This window comes from Virgibacillus dokdonensis, assembly GCF_900166595.1.
Lineage (GTDB): Bacteria > Bacillota > Bacilli > Bacillales > Amphibacillaceae > Virgibacillus > Virgibacillus dokdonensis.
Genome location: NZ_LT745763.1, coordinates 3,595,476 through 3,616,658, shown reverse-complemented (window position 1 = coordinate 3,616,658; position 21,183 = coordinate 3,595,476). Strand labels below are relative to the sequence as shown.

At 32.3% G+C, this 21,183-nt stretch carries 16 protein-coding genes and 1 pseudogene; 14 read left to right on the top strand and 3 right to left on the bottom strand.

Going from position 1 to position 21,183, the window contains the following annotated elements:
* Positions 1-41 precede the first annotated feature (41 nt).
* From galE to tnpB, 11 genes and pseudogenes are all read left to right on the top strand, one after another.
* Entirely contained in the window at positions 42-1,061 is a 1,020-nt protein-coding gene (gene galE, locus B2C77_RS18360; RefSeq protein ID WP_077706351.1) for a UDP-glucose 4-epimerase GalE, read from the top strand.
* Between the two features lie 23 nt (positions 1,062-1,084).
* Entirely contained in the window at positions 1,085-1,882 is a 798-nt protein-coding gene (locus tag B2C77_RS18355) for an ABC transporter permease (RefSeq protein ID WP_077706350.1), read from the top strand.
* Positions 1,883-1,906: 24 nt separating this feature from the next.
* Positions 1,907-3,541, top strand: a complete 1,635-nt coding sequence (locus B2C77_RS18350; RefSeq protein ID WP_077706349.1) for an ABC transporter ATP-binding protein — start codon at positions 1,907-1,909, stop codon at positions 3,539-3,541.
* A gap of 29 nt (positions 3,542-3,570) precedes the next feature.
* Positions 3,571-4,761, top strand: a complete 1,191-nt coding sequence (locus tag B2C77_RS18345; protein WP_077706348.1) for a glycosyltransferase — start codon at positions 3,571-3,573, stop codon at positions 4,759-4,761.
* Positions 4,736-7,399 (top strand): bifunctional glycosyltransferase/CDP-glycerol:glycerophosphate glycerophosphotransferase, encoded by a 2,664-nt coding sequence (locus B2C77_RS18340; RefSeq protein WP_077706347.1) that lies wholly within the window; start codon positions 4,736-4,738, stop codon positions 7,397-7,399. The genes B2C77_RS18345 and B2C77_RS18340 overlap by 26 nt, the downstream gene beginning before the upstream one ends.
* 59 nt (positions 7,400-7,458) lie before the next feature.
* Complete coding sequence (locus tag B2C77_RS18335; protein ID WP_077706346.1) at positions 7,459-8,955, top strand: glycosyltransferase family 2 protein; 1,497 nt, start codon at positions 7,459-7,461, stop codon at positions 8,953-8,955.
* Between the two features lie 121 nt (positions 8,956-9,076).
* Positions 9,077-9,508 (top strand): IS200/IS605 family transposase, encoded by a 432-nt coding sequence (gene tnpA / locus B2C77_RS18330; RefSeq protein ID WP_077706345.1) that lies wholly within the window; start codon positions 9,077-9,079, stop codon positions 9,506-9,508.
* Positions 9,509-9,661: 153 nt separating this feature from the next.
* Positions 9,662-10,840: pseudogene (locus tag B2C77_RS18325) on the top strand (CDP-glycerol glycerophosphotransferase family protein); the annotation flags it as partial.
* Between the two features lie 317 nt (positions 10,841-11,157).
* Entirely contained in the window at positions 11,158-13,437 is a 2,280-nt protein-coding gene (locus tag B2C77_RS18320) for an N-acetylglucosaminidase (protein ID WP_254844000.1), read from the top strand.
* 293 nt (positions 13,438-13,730) lie between these two features.
* Positions 13,731-14,066, top strand: a complete 336-nt coding sequence (tnpA, locus tag B2C77_RS18315) for an IS66 family insertion sequence element accessory protein TnpA (protein ID WP_077706343.1) — start codon at positions 13,731-13,733, stop codon at positions 14,064-14,066.
* Between the two features lie 8 nt (positions 14,067-14,074).
* A complete protein-coding gene (gene tnpB, locus B2C77_RS18310) occupies positions 14,075-14,296 on the top strand; it encodes an IS66 family insertion sequence element accessory protein TnpB (RefSeq protein ID WP_141130765.1) in 222 nt (73 codons plus the stop codon).
* A gap of 15 nt (positions 14,297-14,311) precedes the next feature.
* Here the strand turns inward: tnpB and B2C77_RS18305 are convergent, their stop codons facing one another.
* Positions 14,312-15,031, bottom strand: coding sequence for a glycerophosphodiester phosphodiesterase (locus tag B2C77_RS18305; RefSeq protein ID WP_077706342.1), 720 nt, complete (start codon positions 15,029-15,031; stop codon positions 14,312-14,314).
* 643 nt (positions 15,032-15,674) lie between these two features.
* Here B2C77_RS18305 and B2C77_RS18300 point away from each other — a divergent pair.
* Both B2C77_RS18300 and B2C77_RS18295 read left to right on the top strand, forming a co-directional pair.
* A complete protein-coding gene (locus B2C77_RS18300) occupies positions 15,675-16,739 on the top strand; it encodes a glycosyltransferase family 4 protein (protein ID WP_077706341.1) in 1,065 nt (354 codons plus the stop codon).
* A gap of 37 nt (positions 16,740-16,776) precedes the next feature.
* Positions 16,777-17,893 (top strand): IS3 family transposase gene (locus tag B2C77_RS18295; RefSeq protein WP_237342795.1). Its coding sequence is split into 2 segments (ribosomal slippage): positions 16,777-17,048 and positions 17,047-17,893, totalling 1,119 coding nucleotides; the frame shifts between segments, so codons are not numbered across the junction.
* A gap of 254 nt (positions 17,894-18,147) precedes the next feature.
* Here B2C77_RS18295 and B2C77_RS18290 read toward each other — a convergent pair.
* Both B2C77_RS18290 and B2C77_RS18285 read right to left on the bottom strand, forming a co-directional pair.
* Complete coding sequence (locus B2C77_RS18290) at positions 18,148-19,164, bottom strand: LCP family protein (RefSeq protein ID WP_077706340.1); 1,017 nt, start codon at positions 19,162-19,164, stop codon at positions 18,148-18,150.
* A 455-nt stretch (positions 19,165-19,619) separates the two neighbouring features.
* Complete coding sequence (locus tag B2C77_RS18285; protein WP_077706339.1) at positions 19,620-20,624, bottom strand: LCP family protein; 1,005 nt, start codon at positions 20,622-20,624, stop codon at positions 19,620-19,622.
* A 321-nt stretch (positions 20,625-20,945) separates the two neighbouring features.
* Here B2C77_RS18285 and B2C77_RS18280 point away from each other — a divergent pair, with 321 nt between their 5' ends.
* Entirely contained in the window at positions 20,946-21,170 is a 225-nt protein-coding gene (locus B2C77_RS18280) for a DUF1659 domain-containing protein (RefSeq protein WP_077706338.1), read from the top strand.
* Positions 21,171-21,183 lie beyond the last annotated feature (13 nt).

Below are 21,183 nucleotides of genomic sequence, written 5' to 3'. Positions count from 1 at the left end.
AATACTAATATGCAAAATTAAAATATTAAAAGAGGGATAATATGACTGTACTTGTTACTGGAGGAGCCGGATATATAGGAAGTCATGCTATAATAGAGCTACTCCAAAATGGTTATAATGTTGTCGCTTTAGACAATTTAAGTAATAGTGATAAAGAGTCAATTAAAAAAGTTAAAGAAATAACAGGGAAAAATTTTTCTTTTTATCAATACGATTTGTTAGATTACGGGAAAATGAGGAGTTTATTTGAAAAGTATAACTTTGACTCTGTTATACATTTTGCAGGACTTAAGGCTGTTGGAGAATCTGTAGAGTTGCCTATTGATTATTACTATAATAATGTTAGTGGAACAATTAATCTTTGTAGAGTAATGGATGAATTTGAGGTGACCAAGCTAGTTTTCAGTTCATCGGCAACAGTTTATGGCGATCCTAAAACAGTTCCTATTTATGAAACATTCCCTACATCAGCAACCAATCCTTATGGAAGAACAAAGCTAATTATAGAAGAAATTTTAAAAGATCTATCGTATTCTAATATGAAATGGAGTATAGCTATACTTCGTTATTTTAACCCTATAGGTGCGCACCATAGTGGGAGAATTGGGGAAAACCCTAAAGGGGAGCCCAACAATTTGATGCCTTATATCACACAAGTTGCTGTCGGAAAGAGAGAGAAACTTAAAATTTTTGGAAATGATTATAATACTCATGATGGTACAGGAGTGAGAGATTATATACATGTAGTTGATTTAGTGAAGGGTCATTTAAAGGCGTTAGAGTATATTAATAAAAATACTGGAGTTGAAATATTTAATTTGGGGACAGGTAAGGGGTATAGTGTGCTTGATTTAGTAAAAACGTTTAGCAAAGTTACTTCTAAATCTATACCGTATGAAATAGTTGAGAGACGTGCAGGGGATATAGCAGTTTGTTATGCTAATTCTGATAAAGCTAGGGAGGTACTTGACTGGAGTGCTGTAAAAAAATTAGAGGATATGTGCAAAGATGCGTGGAAGTGGCAAGTAGAAAACCCTAATGGCTACAAAAGTGAACAATAAACGCTGATTGAAGGAGATAACTTATGTTTGAAATATATAAGGAAATGTGGAATCGACGTAAAATGATTCACGAGCTTTCCTTACAAGAAATAAAAAGAGAGTTTGCAGGAACACTTTTGGGCTTTTTGTGGGGATTGGTTAACCCTTTAATGAGGATTTCTGTTTTTTGGTTTGTTTTTTCAATAGGAGCTAGAGCTAGTATACCAATTAGAGAAGGCGTTTCTTATATGGCTTGGCTGGCTATAGGGATGACTGCATGGTTTTTAATTAATGATGGATTTAGATATTCTCAAAAATCTTATCGTAGTAAACGAAGTATTATAAAAAACACTCCATTTCCTATTGCCATATTGCCTACCATGATGGTCGTTTTCTCATACTATAAGCATATTACTTTGTTGTTAGTGATTATTGTAATTTCTATCATATCACTTGACACTATATCTTGGTGGTGGTTGCAAATAATTTACTATGATTTTGCTGCTATCATATTATTAATAGGAATTGGATCTGTTACGGCACCGTTAGTGGCGGTCAGCAAAGACTTCGGAAGGTTTTTGGATACTGTTTTAGTTTTTTTGTTTTGGATGACTCCGATTTTTTGGACTCCAGATAACTTAGGAGGTGTAATAGAAACTCTGGTTAAGCTGAATCCATTTCACTATATTGTTCAGGGATATAGAGATTCTTTTTTGTTTGGCGTGGGCTTTTGGGAATACCCTTTATATTCACTATATTTTTGGTTGTTTGTAATTGTTTTGTTTGTAATAGGAAACTATTTGTATAAGAGGCTAAAACAAGTTTTCCTAGACACTTTATGATTATTATTAGAGAGGAAGTTCTTTATGGAAAGTGCTGTTTCTGTTAAAAACGTAACTAAAAAATATATGTTGTATGAGGATAAATGGGGGCCAATTAAAGAGCTGTTTTCAAAAAAAAAATTACACAATGAATTCTTTGCTTTAAAGGATTTCTCTCTAGACTTTCCTGTGGGTGAGACAATAGGTGTTCTGGGTAAAAATGGGTCTGGCAAATCTACTTTATTGAAAATAATTACTGGCATTGCTGAACCAACAAATGGGTGTGTAAATGTAAAAGGAAGTCTTGTTTTTTTGGATGTAAGTTCTGGCATTGATTCTGAGCTAAGTGGATACGATAATATCTTTATGAAAGGAGTTCTTTTAGGATATTCTAGAAGAGAAATGTTAGAAAAAGTTGAGGATATTATTGAATTTTCAGAGCTAGGTGAATTTATTTATCAGCCAGTTAAAAATTATTCTTCTGGTATGAAATCAAAGCTTGGCTTTGCAATATCAGTGAATGTTGATCCTGATATATTAATTGTTGACGAAGCACTTGCAGTTGGTGACGAGTTATTTCGAAAAAAATGTATGAATAAAATGAATGAATTTAAATTTCAAGGAAAAACAATTATATTTGTTAGTCATGATAAAAATGCGGTAGAATCTTTCTGTAACGAAGCAGCTTGGATAGAAAAAGGTCAATTAATAATGTACGGGGACGCTAAATACGTATCGAATATGTATAAAGAATTTATGAGTGGGAATAAAACTATTGATGAAATACGATGTGAAAACAAGCTTATTCATTCCCTTGAAAAGTGTACCTTAGAGTTAATTAATAGAAGCACAGTATTAAATTTTTCAGGTACTATAGCAGAAAATGGAAAATCTGAAACAAAAGGTTTGGAATTTGTTATCAAAAATGTTCGGACTGGTGAAACAATTTCTAAGACCATAGATATAAGGCTTAAAGAAGAAAATGAAAAAAAGTCTCCTTTTGCTGTGAAATTTTCAGAGAGAGATTATCCGTTTTTTTTTAAGCCAGATGTTTTTTCAATAGGCCTAAGGTATAAAGACGTTATAGATGAACAAGTAACGGAAGTACCATTTTGGGCAAAGGATATACAGATTAATACAAGTAACGGTAGGAATGGATCATTTTTATATGAAGTTGAACTATTAAGCAATAATACAGTCCAATTGATTATTTCTAACCGAGATAAATTAGAGCAACAAATAGAAAATATCGGATTTAAAGATAATTTAATCAAAATTCAAGGTGTGGCTTTTGTTAAAGGTTTTGAGACAGCTACAAAAGATGATGTAAATATAAGGGTATTTCTTTATAATCTTAGAACTTTTAAAATACTTGAACTATCTGTACTTTTATTTGAAACTGATGAGTTAATTAATAATAAAATTATCAATTCAGATGGTAAAACATATAAAATTGTTAAATTTATAACGATAGTTGATATTAATGACCTCGAAGTGGGAAAATATGAAATGAGAATTTCCTATAAGTATAATAAAGAGCCTTTCTTGGAAGCCTTTGATTTAGTTTGGGCCTCAAAGAGGGAAAATTACCCTTCAACTCCATACTATTACAATAATAGTAGTATTAGCTTGGAATTTCAGAATAAACGTTTGAAACTTACTAAAGCTGGTTGCGATTAAGTATTTAATATAAAACAAGGAGCATAAGTATGCATGGCAAAAATATTGTATTTGTCTTAAATGAATATAATGGAACTGGTGGTGCTCAAAGAGTTGCATCAATCTTAGCCAAAGACTTTGTTCAAGATGGACATAACGTTTCTGTACTGAGTATTAATGAGCAAGTTGATAAGCCAAACTATTTCCATAAAGAGATACCAATTAAGGTTCTTCACCCAAGCGGGTACCGCGCTACCAAACCCTTGCGAATATCTTCTAATTTAAAAGCGTTAAAATTTAGAAAAGTAAAAAACGAATTGAAACGTCGCTATTTACTAGAGAAAAAGAGGAAAGAAGTAGTAGAGTTTTTTAACAAATATGGTACTGAGCTTGTATATGTAATAGTTATACAGGTTTATGGTATGCAGTGGTTAGAGCCCTTAATATATAAGAGTAATGTTAAAATGATTGGGCAAAGTCATGAAAGTTATGAAGCTTCAAAAGATTCAGCGAGGTTTAAAAGAGTGCTTAAATATTATAGACAGATAGATAAATTTTTATTACTAACTAATAAAGATAAACTTAAATTTGATAAGCATGGTTTTATTAATACAGGTTATATATATAACCCTTCAACCTTTTCACAAAAAACAGACCCTAAAAAATTATTTGAAAATCGAACCATTGCCTCTTCTGGAAGGTTAGTTGAAGGGAAGGGATTTGACATTTTAATTGAAGCTTTTGCTAGAATAGCCGATGAAATACCACAATGGAAGTTAAATATATATGGGGATGGTCCCGCTAAAGAAGACTTGTTGGTTCTTATAGAGGCTTTAGGATTAAAGAATCGCGTTTTTTTAAAAGGAGAAGTTAACGATATGAAGTCAGCACTTACTTCATCGAGTATATTTGTATTAACTTCTAGGGCTGAAGGTTTGCCAATGTCATTAATTGAAGCTCAATCTTGCGGCCTTCCTTGCATTTCTACAGATTGCGCACCTGGTATTAAAGAAATTATTAAGGAATATGAAAGTGGCTATCTTAGTCCAATTGATGATGTGCATGTAATCTCAAGGCATATTAACCGTCTAGTATCTAATAAAGATTGTTATATTTCATTCTCTGAACAAGCTTATAAACACAGTGCCATATTTGAAGTGTCGAATATTAAGCAAAAATGGTATCAAATATTTGAAGAAGTAGGAGGACTGAAAGATGATGCATCAAGTAAGACAGTCTAGGCTTTCAGTCGTTGTTATAGCATATAATAATGAACTTTATATTAGAGAAGCTTTAGAATCGTTGCTAGAGCAAACTTATGATAACTTAGAGATAGTTGTAGTAAATGATGCTTCTACAGATTCCACTGGAGATATAATTGATGATTTTGTTAAGGGTAGACCAAATTTTAAAGCCATACATTTAGAGGAAAACAGTGGAGGATGTAGTACTCCTAGAAATACAGGAATAAACAATTCAACAGGTGAATATATTATGTTCTTAGATGGGGATGATTGGTATACTAATGACGCTTGTGAAAAGATGGTTGTAGCATTAAATAAATCCCACTCTGACTTTGTGGCTGGTCAGGTAATAAGAACAAATAATTATGAGATATGGTATCACAATCAAATCTATTCAAAAGAACGAATCAATATTAATGTTAGAGAGTTTCCAATGTTACTTTTTGACAGTTTGTCTGTTAATAAGATATATAAAAGATCTTTTTTAGATAGACATAGTCTCCGTTTTCCCGAAGGTATACACTACGAAGATATAGTTTTTACTGGGAAAGCTTATTTTTTAGCAGATTCTGTTAGTGTTATACCAGAGCCTATCTACTATTGGAGGGTGGTAGAAGACGCCAATGTTAAATCGATCACAAATCAAAGAAGTGATTATCAAAATTTTGAAAATCGAATTAACGCTCATAGACAATTAGATGATTTTATAAAAAAAAATAATTATACTTTGTATCAACCACATAAAAATAATAAATTCCTTCGTCATGACTTGAAGTTGTATACAAATGATTATAAGTATTTTGATGAGGAATACAAAAATAAATTTAATGATTTAGTATATAAATATCTAAATGATGTAATGGATGAATATTCATTTATTTATTTACCGGAACCTGAAAGAATTATGTATTATTTGCTGTATATTGGTGATAGAGAAGGCTTTGAAGATTTTATCAGGTATAAAGATGGACTTGAAACGACTATGAAACGTGTTTATAGTATCGGAAAACAATACTATTTTCATCAGGCTAAGTATACTTCTAATGAAGAGCATGAGAAATTTCTTAAATTAAAGAAACCTGAATTACAATATGAACTTAAGGACATTGTACTAAAAGATCACATATTCTCCTTTACAGCGAAAGTCAATTTATTTTCTATTGAAAAATCAAGTACTAATTATTTGTGGAGATTAAAGAACAAACATACAGGGGAAATCATTTATGCAGAAAACAATAACAAAGAAAAAGTATCGTTTAATATTTCAGAAGTACATCCAGGTAACTATTATTTAACTTTACTTATAAAGCACATGGGGGTTGTCCATAAAAAGTTAGTGAAGTTATCTGAAGTAAAAGGCTCAAGCAATTTGCAAGTTAATAATGGCAAATTAATTAAAAGAGTATATGTAAATTATAAGAATTCGTTAGCCATTAAAGTAATTCCGCAAAAAAGGTTTAACAAAATAAAATGGTTTTTCAAAAACAGAAAACCAATTTCGCAAAAAGAGAAACGAAGTCTACTTTCAGTTAAACTGAGGAAGGTTATTTATAAAATTATCGAAAATCTTCCAGTTAATAGAAAATGGATTGTTTTTGAGAGTCATATGGGGAAACAGTATAGTGATAGTCCTAAATACATCTATGCTCATCTTTATGACAAAAATAAAAAATATAAATATATATGGTCATTTGAAAACCCAAATTCAATAAATATCCCCGGGCCAGCTGTAAAAGTTAAAAGAAACAGCTTGAAGCATTATTATTATTTAAACCGTGCTAAGTTTTGGGTAGATAATCAGGGCCTGGTACATCTTGCCAAGAAAAAAAATAATCAAGTCTATTTACAAACTTGGCATGGAACCCCATTAAAAAGGATGGGTTTTGACCAAAAAACTTCTATTTCAAAAATAGGTATTAATAGGCTTGAATTACAGAAGAATGCATGGGATTATTTTATATCTCAAAACCCTTATAGTACAAAAATATTTAAAAAAGCTTTTAGATATAGTGGAGAAATTCTTGAAACTGGTTACCCAAGAAACGATATTTTATTAAATTACTCGTCCGATTTGGTAGTGGAAATTAAACAAAATATAAGGGTTTCGAATAGCGCTAAATTAATTTTATATGCTCCTACATTTAGAGACTGGGATAAAGATGGCTTTCAAAAAATGTATAATGATATACTTAGAATAAGTAGTAATATTGACTCCCAAACAGTATTATTATTGCGTTTACATTATTTATTATCAGAACAGATGGCAAACATAACTCTTCCACATAATGTAATAGATGTTTCTAAGTATCAAGATGTACAAGAATTATATATTGTTACCGATATTTTGATAACAGATTATTCTTCAGTTATGTTTGATTACTCTATCTTGAAAAGACCAATTATATTTTACTGTTATGATTTAGAAGAATATACAGCAAGGCGTGGATTGTATTTTAATTTACATGATAATGCTCCAGGACCATTATGTTTTACTATAGAGGATGTACTGAATTTCATCTTATCTCCGAACTATCTTGATAGTTATAAGGGGAGATTAGAACAGTTTAATCAGGAATTTGCAATGCACGAAGATGGTAACGCCACTATTAAAGTGGTTGAGAAAGTTTTTAATTAAAAAGGTGAAAAGGTTGTCATTTATCTTTTCAACCTTTTTCTTGTTTTGAGGTGAGGAATATGAGAGGTAAAGTGTCAGTAATTATCCCTGTGTATAACACTTCGGAGTTTATTGCAGACTGCCTTGAATCAGTAATAAATCAAGAATATCAAAACTTTGAAGTTATTGTTATAAATGATGGCTCTACAGATAACAGTGAAGAAATTATAAAAAAATATGTTGAGAACGATGAACGCTTTCGTTTTTATTCTCAAACAAATTGTGGTTTAGGATTTACAAGAAATAAAGGTATATCTCTAAGTCGTGGAGATTATTTATTTTTTTTAGATGCTGATGATATAATTCCTAAGCAAGCTTTAAGTAAACTTGTTGATAAACTAAAGAGGAACGATGCAGACTATTCAGTTGGAAAAGTAGTTCGGTTTAATAAAGTTAGAAAATATATACCAGTTAGACATATTGAATTTAATTTATATAATGATAATCAAGTTACTAATATTTGGGAGAGTACAGAATTATTGCAAGATAGTATTGCATGCAATAAATTGTGGAGAACAAGCTTTGTGTTAAAAAATAATTTATTCTTTAAAGAAAATAGTTTGTATGAAGATTTATCTTTTACTACGAAAGCTGCAGTTTTAGCGAATAAAATAGCAGTTGTTAAGAATATTGTTTATTATTGGCGAGTAAGAGATAATGAAGAGAACCCTTCAATTACACAACAACAGATGAGTTTAAATAATACAGCAAATAGATTAAATGTTTTATTAGAAAATAGAAATTGGCTCATTACTTCAAATGTAAAAAAAGAGATTGTGGAGCAACATGATCTAAAAATTTTATTAGATGTAATTAGATTACACGTATTAAAATATTGCCTGGTAGACGAGTCAGAAAAAAAGGAGTGGTCTTTGAAAATTAAAAATATATTGATGAAGATACCTACATCAATAGCCTGCAAATTACCAAATAAAGAACGAACTATATATGATATGTTTGTATCAGAAAACTTCACAGATTTATTGTTGTTTTCAGAGACGTTACTGAATAAAGAAAAAAGTAGGAATGTTATTCAATTAAAAAATAAATTTATTCTTAAAGGGGAAACAGAATACAATGTAACTAAATTCCTCAAACCGTTAATTAGTGTAGAAAAAGTAAAAAAAAGGGCTATAGGATTAAGGTGGGAAATATTTGGAAAAGTTTATATTCCAAAAGCTTCATATAAAACTGAGGGAGAAGTATATGTTATAAATAGAAAAAGTAAGGAGCGTATTTGTCTTGGTACAATCACCTTGAATGATGTAATTAGCAAAAATCTTGTGTATCCTTATGAGCGTTTTTCTTTTAATATGGTGTTGGATCTAAATTTTATAAAAAAGATGGAAGTAGATTCAGTTTTGGATTTCTATTTTTGCTTGAAAAATTATCCAGATTCCCCTTCATCAAGAATTAAAATTGAGACAAATCCAGAAAAGAATAATAGTCACAGAAAAGTGTATTTATATAAAACTAGGTATGGCAACTTGAGCGTTAAAAAGAAGAATTTATTCTAAATAAATATACTAGGTTTTTTAAATTGTAATTTACAAATGCGTAGACTAATTCCACCGCCTTTAGACAGTATTCGCTTTTAGCCTTATCCTTTTTGTCCATACGAAGTGAAGAGGTGAAAGTATGGAAGGATATAGAAAAAATAGTCATGCTGTGTATGATATCAAATATCATGTCATATGGGTGACAAAGTATAGATATAAGGTTTTGGGCGGGCACATAGCGGTCATAGTGCGTGATTTGATAAGACAAGGTTGTGAAGCCAGAGGAATTACCATATTGCAAGGAAGTATTGGGAAAGATCACATTCATTTATTATTATCTTGTCCTCCAAGTATTGCTCCAAGTAAAATATTGCAGTATCTAAAAGGAAGATCATCGAGAATATTGCAGGATGAGTTTCCAGAACTTAGAAAGAAATATTGGGGGCAGCACTTGCGGGCAAGAGGATATTTTTGTGCCACCGTAGGAACGGTAACGGAAGAAATAATAAGAAATGATATAGCAAATCAATTCAATGAAGGTAAGGACGAAATATTTAGGATAGAAGAATGAGTTTAGTCTAGCTTTGAGGATGCTTTAGCTAAGGCCTTTGAGCAGGACTTTAGCCTGGTGAACGACTTTAGTCGTCGACATTTATGTCTAAATCCACCTGCTTTAGCAGGTGGTCGTTTAAGTTGAATAGAAAGGGGTCTAACTTATTTTATGATTTCTAAAAAAATGAAAAAAATTTTAAAAAGGGTGTACAGGTTCTCTTTCTATCTTTTAGGGAAGTTACCGGTTAAGAAAAATACTATTATATTTGAAAGCTTTTTAGGAAAGCAATACAGCGACAACCCAAGAGCCATTTATGAATACATGGTAGAACATAATTATAATTATAAAATGTACTGGAGTTTTGAAAAAAAAACCTATGACTCTTTTAAAAATAGAAATATAAATTCTATTAAAAGATTTTCTATTAAATGGCTTTTCTTGATGCCCAGGGCAGAATATTGGGTTTCGAATAGTAGGTTACCACTATGGATACCTAAACCTCATAGTACTAAATATATACAAACTTGGCACGGAACCCCTTTAAAAAAACTTGCAGCAGATATGGATAAAGTTTATATGCCAGGAACTGACACTGAAAAATATAAACGAAATTTTTTAACTGAGGCAAGAAAATGGGATTATTTAATTTCTCCTAATGAGTATTCAACTCAAATTTTTAAGAGAGCCTTTCAATTTAAAAATACTTTAATAGAATCTGGCTATCCAAGAAATGATTATTTATTTACTTCTAATAATGAAAAAACTTTATTTAATATAAAGAAATCATTAGACCTTCCACTTAATAAGAAGATTATTTTATATGCGCCTACATGGAGAGACAACCTTTATTATTCAAGAGGTAAATATAAATTTACAATACAAATGGACTTAGAACAAATGAAAAATAGTTTAGGAAAAAAATATATAATCCTTCTAAGACTTCACTATCTTGTTACTGAAGACCTTGATTTAACGTCCTATTCTGATTTCGTTTACGATTTTTCTAATTACGAAGATATAAGGGACCTATATTTAATTTCAGATTTTTTAATTACCGATTATTCCTCTGTGTTTTTTGACTTTGCTATTTTAAAAAGACCAATTATTTTCTATGTTTATGATTTAGAAGACTATCGAGATAATCTACGTGGTTTTTATTTTGATTTTGAATTAAATGCTCCAGGGCCGTTGGTACGAAAAACAGAAGAAATTATAGAAATAATTAAAAAAAACGAAAGGGGCGATTTTTATAAAAATAATCGATCCATCAATGATTTTTCGAAAAGTTTTTGTTCATTAGAGGACGGTATGGCAAGTAAAAGGGTTGTTGAAAATATATTTAAAAAATGATTAAAGATATTAAATTACCCCTCTTATACTATTTCTTGATTTAATGTTGACAAAATTTGTCTAAATTCAGTGATATATGCTATTTTAACCAAAAGTTATCTACTTGCCATTGATCTTGAAAATAAGGTATCCAGAATACTAAATCCTTATTGATAATGGCTAATTATTATTGTGGAGTTATATTGTTTAAAGCATGACCAGATGTGGAATCTATACTAGCATCAGTTCTAGTAGTTATAGGCCAGATAAGAAGGTTGGCCTTTAAAAAATGTGATAATCATCCGATTATATATATATAATCTAATGGGGGGAGTAATATGAGGAAATTTTTTATTTTTATATTAGTTTTAGTGATTATTAATTTTGGTTTCCCTTATCAAAATTTTGCAGATGAGCAAGTGAATCTCAACCCTAAGAAGGAAAGTAAAGAGGAAATGGGTAAAGAGATTAAAAGTCAAGAAGAAGTAGACGAAAAGGAAATGGAGAAAGAGGTTAAAAGTCAAGAAGAAGTAGACGAAGAGGAAATGGGTAAAGAGATTAAAAGTCAAGAAGAAGTAGACGAAGAGGAAATGGAGAAAGAGGTTAAAAGTCAAGAAGAAGTAGACGAAGAGGAAATGGAGAAAGAGGTTGAAAGTCAAGAAGAAGTAGACGAAGAGGAAATGGAGAAAGAGGTTGAAAGTCAAGAAGAGGTAAACAAAGAAGAAATTGAGAATGATATTAAACAAAATTATATTAATAACCAACATCAATTAAAATATACTAAAATAGAAGCAAGTAAGCTAGGACGAATTCAAAGTTCAGAAGCGAAAATATATAAAACAATAGGAAATGAAGGATCCAGTATTAAAGCAGGATCAAAGTATACAGATAAAATATTCTATATAAAAAAGAAAGCTCAGATAAACGGAGAAGATTATTATTTAATAAGTACAGTGGCAAGTGCAACCAAAGGTGTTATAGGTTGGGTAAATGCAAAAGATATGTGGTCGCAAAGTCATAAAGCGGTAGATCACGAGAAAAAAACATTTTATTTAAAAGGTTCTGGTTGGGCTTACACTGATGCGTGGGGAGCAGGAAAAGACGTAATATACAATGATTTAACGCCATATCGCAACAAAGAGTTTCAAGTGAACTTAACGGAAAAAGTAGGAGACGCAATATGGTACAGAGGTTATTTGGACGGTAAAAAAGTTTGGATTCAAGCATATAATGTAATTAGCCCAGTGAAAAGTGCCATAAGTAAGCTAGGACGAATTCAAAGTTCAGAAGCGAAAATATATAAAACAATAGGAAACGAAGGATCCAGTATTAAAGCAGGATCAAAGTATACAGATAAAATATTCTATATAAAAAAGAAAGCTCAGATAAACGGAGAAGATTATTATTTAATAAGTACAGTGGCGAGTGCAACCAAAGGTGCTATAGGTTGGGTAAATGCAAAAGATATGTGGTCGCAAAGTCATAAAGCGGTAGATCACGAGAAAAAAACATTTTATTTAAAAGGTTCTGGTTGGGCTTACACTGATGCGTGGGGAGCAGGAAAAGACGTAATATACAATGATTTAACGCCATATCGCAACAAAGAGTTTCAAGTGAACTTAACGGAAAAAGTAGGAGACGCAATATGGTACAGAGGTTATTTGGACGGTAAAAAAGTTTGGATTCAAGCATATAATGTAGCACCTTTTAATAATTATTATTCGAAATACAATTTAACTTTGGATAAAATGCTTGATATACAAATGAATGTCAACCCTAAAACAGATAAAAGCTATAAGTTATGGATAAGAGAGGATGCTTTCTCAAGTATTAGTAACGGAAAAGGAGTAGTGGAAGGAAATTGGAATTTAAGAAGGGGCCCTGGTACAATATATCAGATTGGGGGCAAGGTGAAAGATGGTACTTCTTATAAGCTTTACTCAAGTTCAAAAGGAGCCGATGGATTTACGTGGTATTATGTAAAAGATACTACTGGTTGGGTTACTGCTGACAAGAACGATGTTAGATATTACCTTAATCCTAGTAATTTTATCAAAGATCCAAGACACAAATATCAATTTTTAAGTTTATCTCGAAGTGCTAATCTTAATGAATCTGAAGTAAATGATAAAGTACTAAAAGGTAAAGGGGTCTTGGAGAATAAAGCTCAATTTTTTTTAGATGGTGCAAAATTATATGGTATAAATGAGGTGTATTTAATAGCCCACGCTTTATTAGAAACAGGTAATGGTACTTCAGAGTTAGCAAGAGGTGTCACCCATAATGGTAAAACGGTGTACAATATGTATGGTATTGGTGCAAAAGATAGTTGTCCAGTAGAGTGTGGGAAAAGATATGCTTATGAAGCTGGTTGGTTTACACCAGAACTTGCTATAAAGGGAGGTGCCCAATTTGTAGGTAAAGAATATATTGATATTGGGCAAGATACATTATATAAAATGCGCTGGAACCCTATTTTTGCGGAAAAAAACGGTTATGCTTCACATCAATATGCTACTGATATAGGTTGGGCCTATAAACAGACTTATAGAATGTACAGTATATACGGCTTGCTAAATCAGTACACATTAAACTTTGATATCCCTATCTATAAATAAGAAATGGATAGGTTACACTTGACTAGGCAAAAGAATTAAGGTGAAGTAGACTAAACAGAACATAAAATGGTTCCTATTAGGGAATATAAACTATTTTGTGTAAATGGGTTGCACACAATAAAATTACAGGCTATACGTGGAGAAGCGGGCGTGATAAGCTCGCTTTTGCGTTGGGGTGATAGCTTTGTTCGTAAGCGTAAAAGTAAAATAGTAAGCGTAAAATAAAATACACATAACAATCACAGGGCATCTATGTGATAATCTTCTTAGAAAATAAATTAGGAGGTTATGCGATGACCCTAAAAGACAAGCGAATAGAATGGAAAGCGCGTTATGATGCCTGGAAAGAAAGCGGACAAAGTATATCTGAATGGCGCCGGGAGAAAGAAATTAAAACGCATCAGATGTATTATTGGGTGCAACAATTTCGTGAGCACGGAAAAACTTCCATCAAGAAAAGCGCATCCAGGGAAACACAATGGCTAACCGTTCAAATGGGTGATTCTCCACTTGTACCACCTCACGAGAAAGAACCGATCTTTATTCACGTTGGTTCTATCTCCATTGAAGTGCGATCAGGAACGGATATGAACTTACTCTCAGATATTATTCATGTTTTAGGGAAGTAATCACGTTCATGAATATGACATTTGAAAAAGTGTATTTAGCTTGCGGTAGCACAGATATGCGTAAATCGATTGATGGACTTGCTGCCATTGTGATAGAATGCTTCGATTTAGACCCTTTTTCTCCTTGCCTGTTTGTATTTTGTAACCGAAAGCGTGATAAGTTAAAAGTAAGCGTAAGACAGCCCCACATCTACATAATAGGTGTGGGCTGTTTTACGGTTACCGTTTGAATGGGGGATTACGATTTATTCGCGTGTATAAATGTCTGGATTATTAGAAAATACCCCATCTACACCGTACGTAACTAGTTCATTAAACCGTTTTTTGTTATTAACAGTAAATGGGTATACTTGATATCCTTTGTTATGACATTGTTCAATAAAATGTTTTTCTATATAGACGTGATTTGGATGAATACTACTGATGTTTAAGCCGCTTTTTTCGACATAATCCCAAGGGTTAATGAATCGATAATAGAAAAGCATCCCTAAAGGCAAGGTTGGTGCTATTTCTTGAACCGTTTTTAAAGCTAGATGATCAAAGGATGAAACTAAGACATTTTCAAGTCGGTTGTAGTCAAATAAGCATTGAATGAGTAATTCTTCAATCCCATTATAAATAACTGGGATATTTTTTATTTCAATATTTAAGAAAATATTTCTTGGAATGTAATCTAAAACCTCCGATAAAGTTGGAACGGTTACTCCAACATAACTTTGACTAAAAGTTGACCCAATATCAATTTGTTTTAACTCATGCAAGGTCAGATCAGTGATTCGCATATCTGCTACTGGATTTAATCGGGTTAACTTGTGGTCGTGGCAAACGACAAGATGTTTATCTTTGGTTAGTTGAACATCTAATTCAATCGCTTTTGCACCGTGTGAGATTGCTTTGTGGAAAGCGGGTAATGTATTTTCAGGTGCTTCTTTTAATGAACCTCTATGCGCAAAATTGAATGTCATTAGTTAATAACTCCTTTCTTAAATTTCTTTTCTAACTCTATATGGTTACTTAAAGTGTATGTTATATCTATCTAAGCTTTCCCTATTATACATAATAAAGAAAAATATTGCCAATAGACTGACTATCCACGGCGTATCATGTAAATAAAGTAAGGCGTGGGTATATTATGCTTAACACTTATGTATAGGATGGAAGAGAGAGCTTTCACAATTGTGTTGTTATTACTAGCATAAAATAGAGAAATTAATTTTGTATTGTAAATATTGTAAATAACTTAGTATGCTGGTTGGTTACTTCAATGGATAGAATGGAAATTATTGCTGTAATGAAAGATGCATTATTTGTTCTTATTTAACGGAAATTATCACTAATTGGAGAAAGGTGATATGATTAAGCTGATTTTTGTTGGAGGTTTTTGGTGAAAACATTTATAATGTATTTTGAGGTGACATTCAAAATTAACTTAGGCATTATCGCCCCTTTTACAAAGTATAAATACTTCGCATTATACAATAAATTTAAAGAAGTGTAAGATGCCAAAAGAAGAATAGAATGTTCATTGAAAGCGCAATCATAATAGTGATGCCAGTATAGTTTTGTGGTAAATAAATGTAATGTACGTCAAAAAAAGAGGTGAACAACATGCTTAAAATAGCTCTGTTAACCTTACTAACTCTGCTATTTTCTTTAGTAATAACACCAATTATAATTAGACTTACGAAGGTGTTTAAACTTACTGATAAACCGAATAAACGAAAAGTTCATAAAGACCCTATTCCTACATTAGGTGGCTTAGCTATATATATTAGTTTCTTATTAGGTTTAGTTATCTTACAACCAGATGCTCATTACCATGCTATCATTATTACAGGAGCAACTATTATTGTTACACTTGGAGTTATAGATGATCTTATTACTCTTTCTCCCAAAATAAAATTTTTAGTTCAAATTGCTGTAGCTTTCCTTGTTGTTTTTAAGGGTGGGCTAATGGTGGAATATGTTAACTTTCCATTTGGAGGACAAATTGAATTTGGTGTGATGGGTTCTATAATTACTGTCTTTTGGATTGTCGGAGTCACGAATGCAATCAATCTTATTGATGGTTTAGATGGTTTAGCGGCTGGTGTCTCAGCAATAGCATTATTAACAATGGCAGGAATGGCTAGTATTATGGGAGATGTGTACGTTACAATCATGGCCTTGTTGCTTTTTTTTAGCACACTAGGATTTTTAAAATATAATTTTTTCCCTGCAAAGATTTTTATGGGTGATACAGGTGCTCTTTTTTTAGGCTATATGATTTCTGTTTTAGCGCTTTTAGGGTTTAAAAATGTAACTTTTATCTCTTTCATTATTCCTATATTTATTCTGGCTGTTCCAATTTCGGATACACTAATTGCTATTATTAGGAGATATGTCAATGATCAGCCGCTCTCAAGCCCTGATAGTTCTCATCTGCATCATAAGTTATTAAAAATGGGTTTTTCTCATAAACACACTGTTTTATTTATCTATATGCTCAGTATTATGTTTAGTATGGCAGCTATTTTTTTCTCTATGACAACGGTATGGGGAACGATCTCAATTTTTATTATTTCCATTCTTGCTTTACAAATACTTATTGAATACTTAGAGTTAATTAGCGTTAAGTATAAACCTCTAACTAATCTTTTAAAAGCGATTAAACATAATATAATGGACCCATAAATCTAGACACGAAATAAGGAGATGTTAAAGTAGATTTATGGGTAAAAGAAAAAGTTATACATCACAATTCAAATCAAAGATCGTGCTAGAAATGCTTAAAGAAGAAAGAAGTCTTGCTGAGATTTCCTCAGAACATGGCATACATGTAAATCAGTTACGTCAATGGCGGAAAGCTGCACTTGAACACATGCCACAACTATTTGAGAGAGAGAATAAGAAAATCGACCAAATGAAGGAGGAGTACGAAGATCAAATAGAAAATCTCTACGCAGAAGTAGGGCGACTTACCACGCAATTGTCGTGGCTTAAAAAAAAATCTGGAATCAAAGACTAGAACAGAGCGTCTAGACATGCTGGATTGGAATGGTTCAGAGCTTTCCATAAAGACTCAGGCAGAGCTGTTGAATCTTAATCGCTCAAGTCTATATTATAGGCCTGTAGAGCCTTCTCCAGAGGAACTCCGTATCAAAAATAGAATCGATGAGATATACACAGAATGTCCTTTTTATGGTTCCAGACGCATCTCAGAAACCCTTAAACAAGAAGGACGCATTGTTAACAGAAAGGCTGTACAACGGCACATGAGAGAAATGGGTATTGCAGGGATATCCCCCGGCCCAAATCTTAGTAAACGGAATCAGCAGCACAGAATTTATCCTTATCTATTAAGAGGGTTAACCATCCAATATCCCAACCACGTATGGGGAATAGATATTACCTACGTGCGTCTTAAACGGAGCTGGCTTTATTTGGTTGCCCTTATTGATTGGTGTTCTCGCTATGTGATCAGTTGGGAGCTGGATCAAACATTGGAAATGGATTTCGTTATAGAAGCCGTCCAACGTGCGCTTTCCCAAGGGAAACCAGTCATTTTAAATAGTGACCAGGGCAGTCATTTTACTAGCCCTAAATATATTAATCTATTAAAACAGAATGAAGTTAACATTAGTATGGACGGCAAAGGACGTGCTCTAGACAACATCATTACGGAACGACTTTGGCGTACCATCAAATACGAAGAAATTTATCTCAAAGAATACAACAGCCCCAGAGAGGCTAGACAAGAAATTCGAAACTATTTTGCATTCTATAACCAAAAGCGACTACATCAATCGCTAAATTACCAGACACCTGAGTTTGTTTATTATTCATAAAAGAATACCCCCTCTCATCCATAGGAACTTTGTTGTGAAGCCCCTCCTTGACCACCAAGTTCCTATGAATGAGAATAATAATGAAAAAAATGTTAATACCCCTTCCCTTAAAGGAGCTCCATAGCTCCCCCACCTTAAATATTTAAAATTTGTGTCTTGACAATGGGGTCCACTTTATAAATTGTAGGCTTGCTTCCATTACATATAAACACCTCAAAGAATAACTTTGAGGTGTTTATATGTTTTAAAACAATTTAATTGTTAAATTGCACAGAATTGGTTGAGTTTATATCAGTTATATCTAAATGTTGTTTAAGTTTATTTTGAGTTTCTAAAAGTGCTTCTTGATCTAGCTGCCAATAATATGAACCGCTTGGTTGGTAATCATGTCCCTCCAATGTCATTGTTTCAAAATTTATGTTTTTGCCTTCTGTACCATAGGAAATAAAGCTTTTCATTTCACTAAAAGTCATATTAGTGGTCATGTTACTTCCCACGGCTTCTATTATATCATCATATTTTAAAATGGAATCTAAAGATACAGCTTTTTTAATAACTGCTTTAATAATATCTTGTTGCCGTTTTCCGCGTTCTATATCATTGTCTAATTTTCTTGTCCTAGCTAAAGCTAAGGCTTCTTCGCCATCTAATTTCTGTTTCCCTGGAAGTAAGTGTATTGCGTTAGCTTCGTCTGCAGAGTTTTGTTCTTTTAACTCATAAGGAACCTCAACATTTATGCCGTCTACAGCATTAACAACATCAATAAATGCCTCAAAATTAACCTTTACGTAATAATCAATAGGGATGTCTAGTAAATTTTCAACGGTATCTCTCGCAGCTTGTGTCCCACCATATGCATGCGCATGGTTAATTTTTGTTTCATATCCAACCTCAGGAATATAGACGTAAGAATCACGTGGAATACTTAATAGTTTCACACTTTTATCATCCTTATTTAGCGTAGCTACCATCAAAGTATCTGTTCTTGCATTGTCCGCATTTTTTCGAATATCGCTGGAATCTACTCCCATTATCAGAATAGAAACATTATCTACAGATGGATCAACTTTTGATTCTCTAAGCTCTGATTTTTCTATTCCATCATCTTCATATGATTCAGAAAGAACACTATCCGCTTTGGTATATAAATATGTTGCATAAACTGCTACACCAACAAAAGCAAGTAACAACGGAACTAATATAAAATATGCTCTTTTCTTAAGTTTCCTTTTTTTACGTACGACTACTCTTCTTTGGTTTTTATTATCCATTGCAGGACCATCCTTAAATATATTGAGTGAATGCTAATTATAATGCTTTATATCTTATAGTTAATTATAAACTAAATTTAATTCTACTATGAATCATTACATCCGTAAATAAGAAAGTGTGAACAGTAGAAGTTAGTGATAAAAATATATAGCTTAATACGATGCTGTACGTGATTCATAATAAAAAAGAGAATAACTTTTGCCCAATCTTATTTTTGAGTAATTTAAACTGGAAGATAGTAAAAAGTGAAAAAATCATTACGTTTTCCTAAAATGCATGTTGAGAAAAAGTATTCCCTTTAATTCTTAGGTGTATAAGATTTGAGGTGTGTTTTCGTCAAGGTGCGGAAAAAATAAAAAGGTCAAGTCGTTTAAATCAAATTTTTGTTTTACAAGAATAAAAATTTGATATTTCTTTAAAAAGTACAAGTTTGGTAATCTTATTGCAAATCACATCATTTTTGAACAGTAGATACAGGTAGGTCTAAATGCTCACGCAACTCGTTCTCAACCTCACTTCTACTTTGTTCATCTACTTGATAATACCAAAGGCCGTCGTCCATTTTACCGCCTTCACCGTCCATTGTTATTGAGTTTATCGTTAAATTTGTGTTTAAACCATAGCTAAGAAAACTTTTCATCTCATTGAAAGTTAGGTTTGTATTCATATTATCGCCTACTGAAGTAATAAGGTCATCAAGCTTTAGTACGGAAGAAGCCGATGCAGTTTCCTTCATAATTGTTTGGATAATTTCCTGCTGCCGTTTTCCTCTTTCAAAATCACTATCATATTTTCTTGTTCGCGCTAATGCTAAAGCTTCTTCACCATTTAATTTTTGATAACCTGGCATTAAATGTATAGCGTCTTGATTATCGTCAGAATCAAGCTCACTCATTTCAAACGGTACATCAAATTCAATCCCACCGATGGTATCAACCATTTCAATAAAAGCTTCGAAATTTAGTTTGACAAAATAATCAACAGGTACATTTAAAAAATTCTCTACCGTTTCAATGGATTTCCTATGTCCTCCATATGCATGGGCGTGATTAATTTTTGTATATCCATATCCAGGGACATTTACATAAGAATCTCTTGGAATGCTTACTATGTTTACATCTTTTTCTTCTTTATTAAAGGTTGCAAGCATCAGTGTATCGGATCTGCTATTGTTTTCTTTACGAGTTTCGCTATCATCCACCCCAATAATAAGTACAGAGACGTTGTCTTCTACTGGAGTAACAGTTTCATCTCTTAAAGCGGATTTTTCTCCGTCCCTACCAATTTTTTCAAATGAGTCGTCGGCTGCTTCTTGTGCTGTATTATAGACATGAGCACCGTAGGAAACGGTTGTTATTAGCAATATACTTAGGGGAATGATGATAAAGAAGAAGATTTTTTTGCGGCTTTTCGGTTTTTTATTTTTTACTCGAGATATATTTTCACTATTTTTCGACATATTTACACCTCATTAAACATACTATCTTTCATTTTACTACTATATGTACTTGGCGTAAATTACATTTACATTACAATATTGAAAGGTAGGTCACTTTTGATACAAGAGGAGTGGCTTAATGAATAGTGTACCCTAAATGTAAAGACATAAACTGCCAAATTTTTTAGTACAAAATATGGTTTTATTTCATAATGAAACGATAAATTAAATACTTCCTTACATACAATTGCTAGCTAATTTCATCGAACAAAAAACTACAAAATTCATTTCACTACCTCCAAACGACTTCTATCGATTATAGGTGTGAAGGAGGTGATAAACATGGCTATTGCAACTTTGACGGATTCGTCTCTTAGATTGGAATTTGACAATGGTATCGATGGAAATAGCGGGAAGCAACTCACAAAGGCTAAAAGCTTCAATAATGTGAAAACGACTGCTACGCCTGAGCAACTGTATACAGTTGCCCAAGCAATTGTTGGTTTACAAAAGCTGTCATTGCTATCGATTGAGCGTAAGGATAGCTCAAACATTGTCGAGGAGTAAATGAATAAAACGA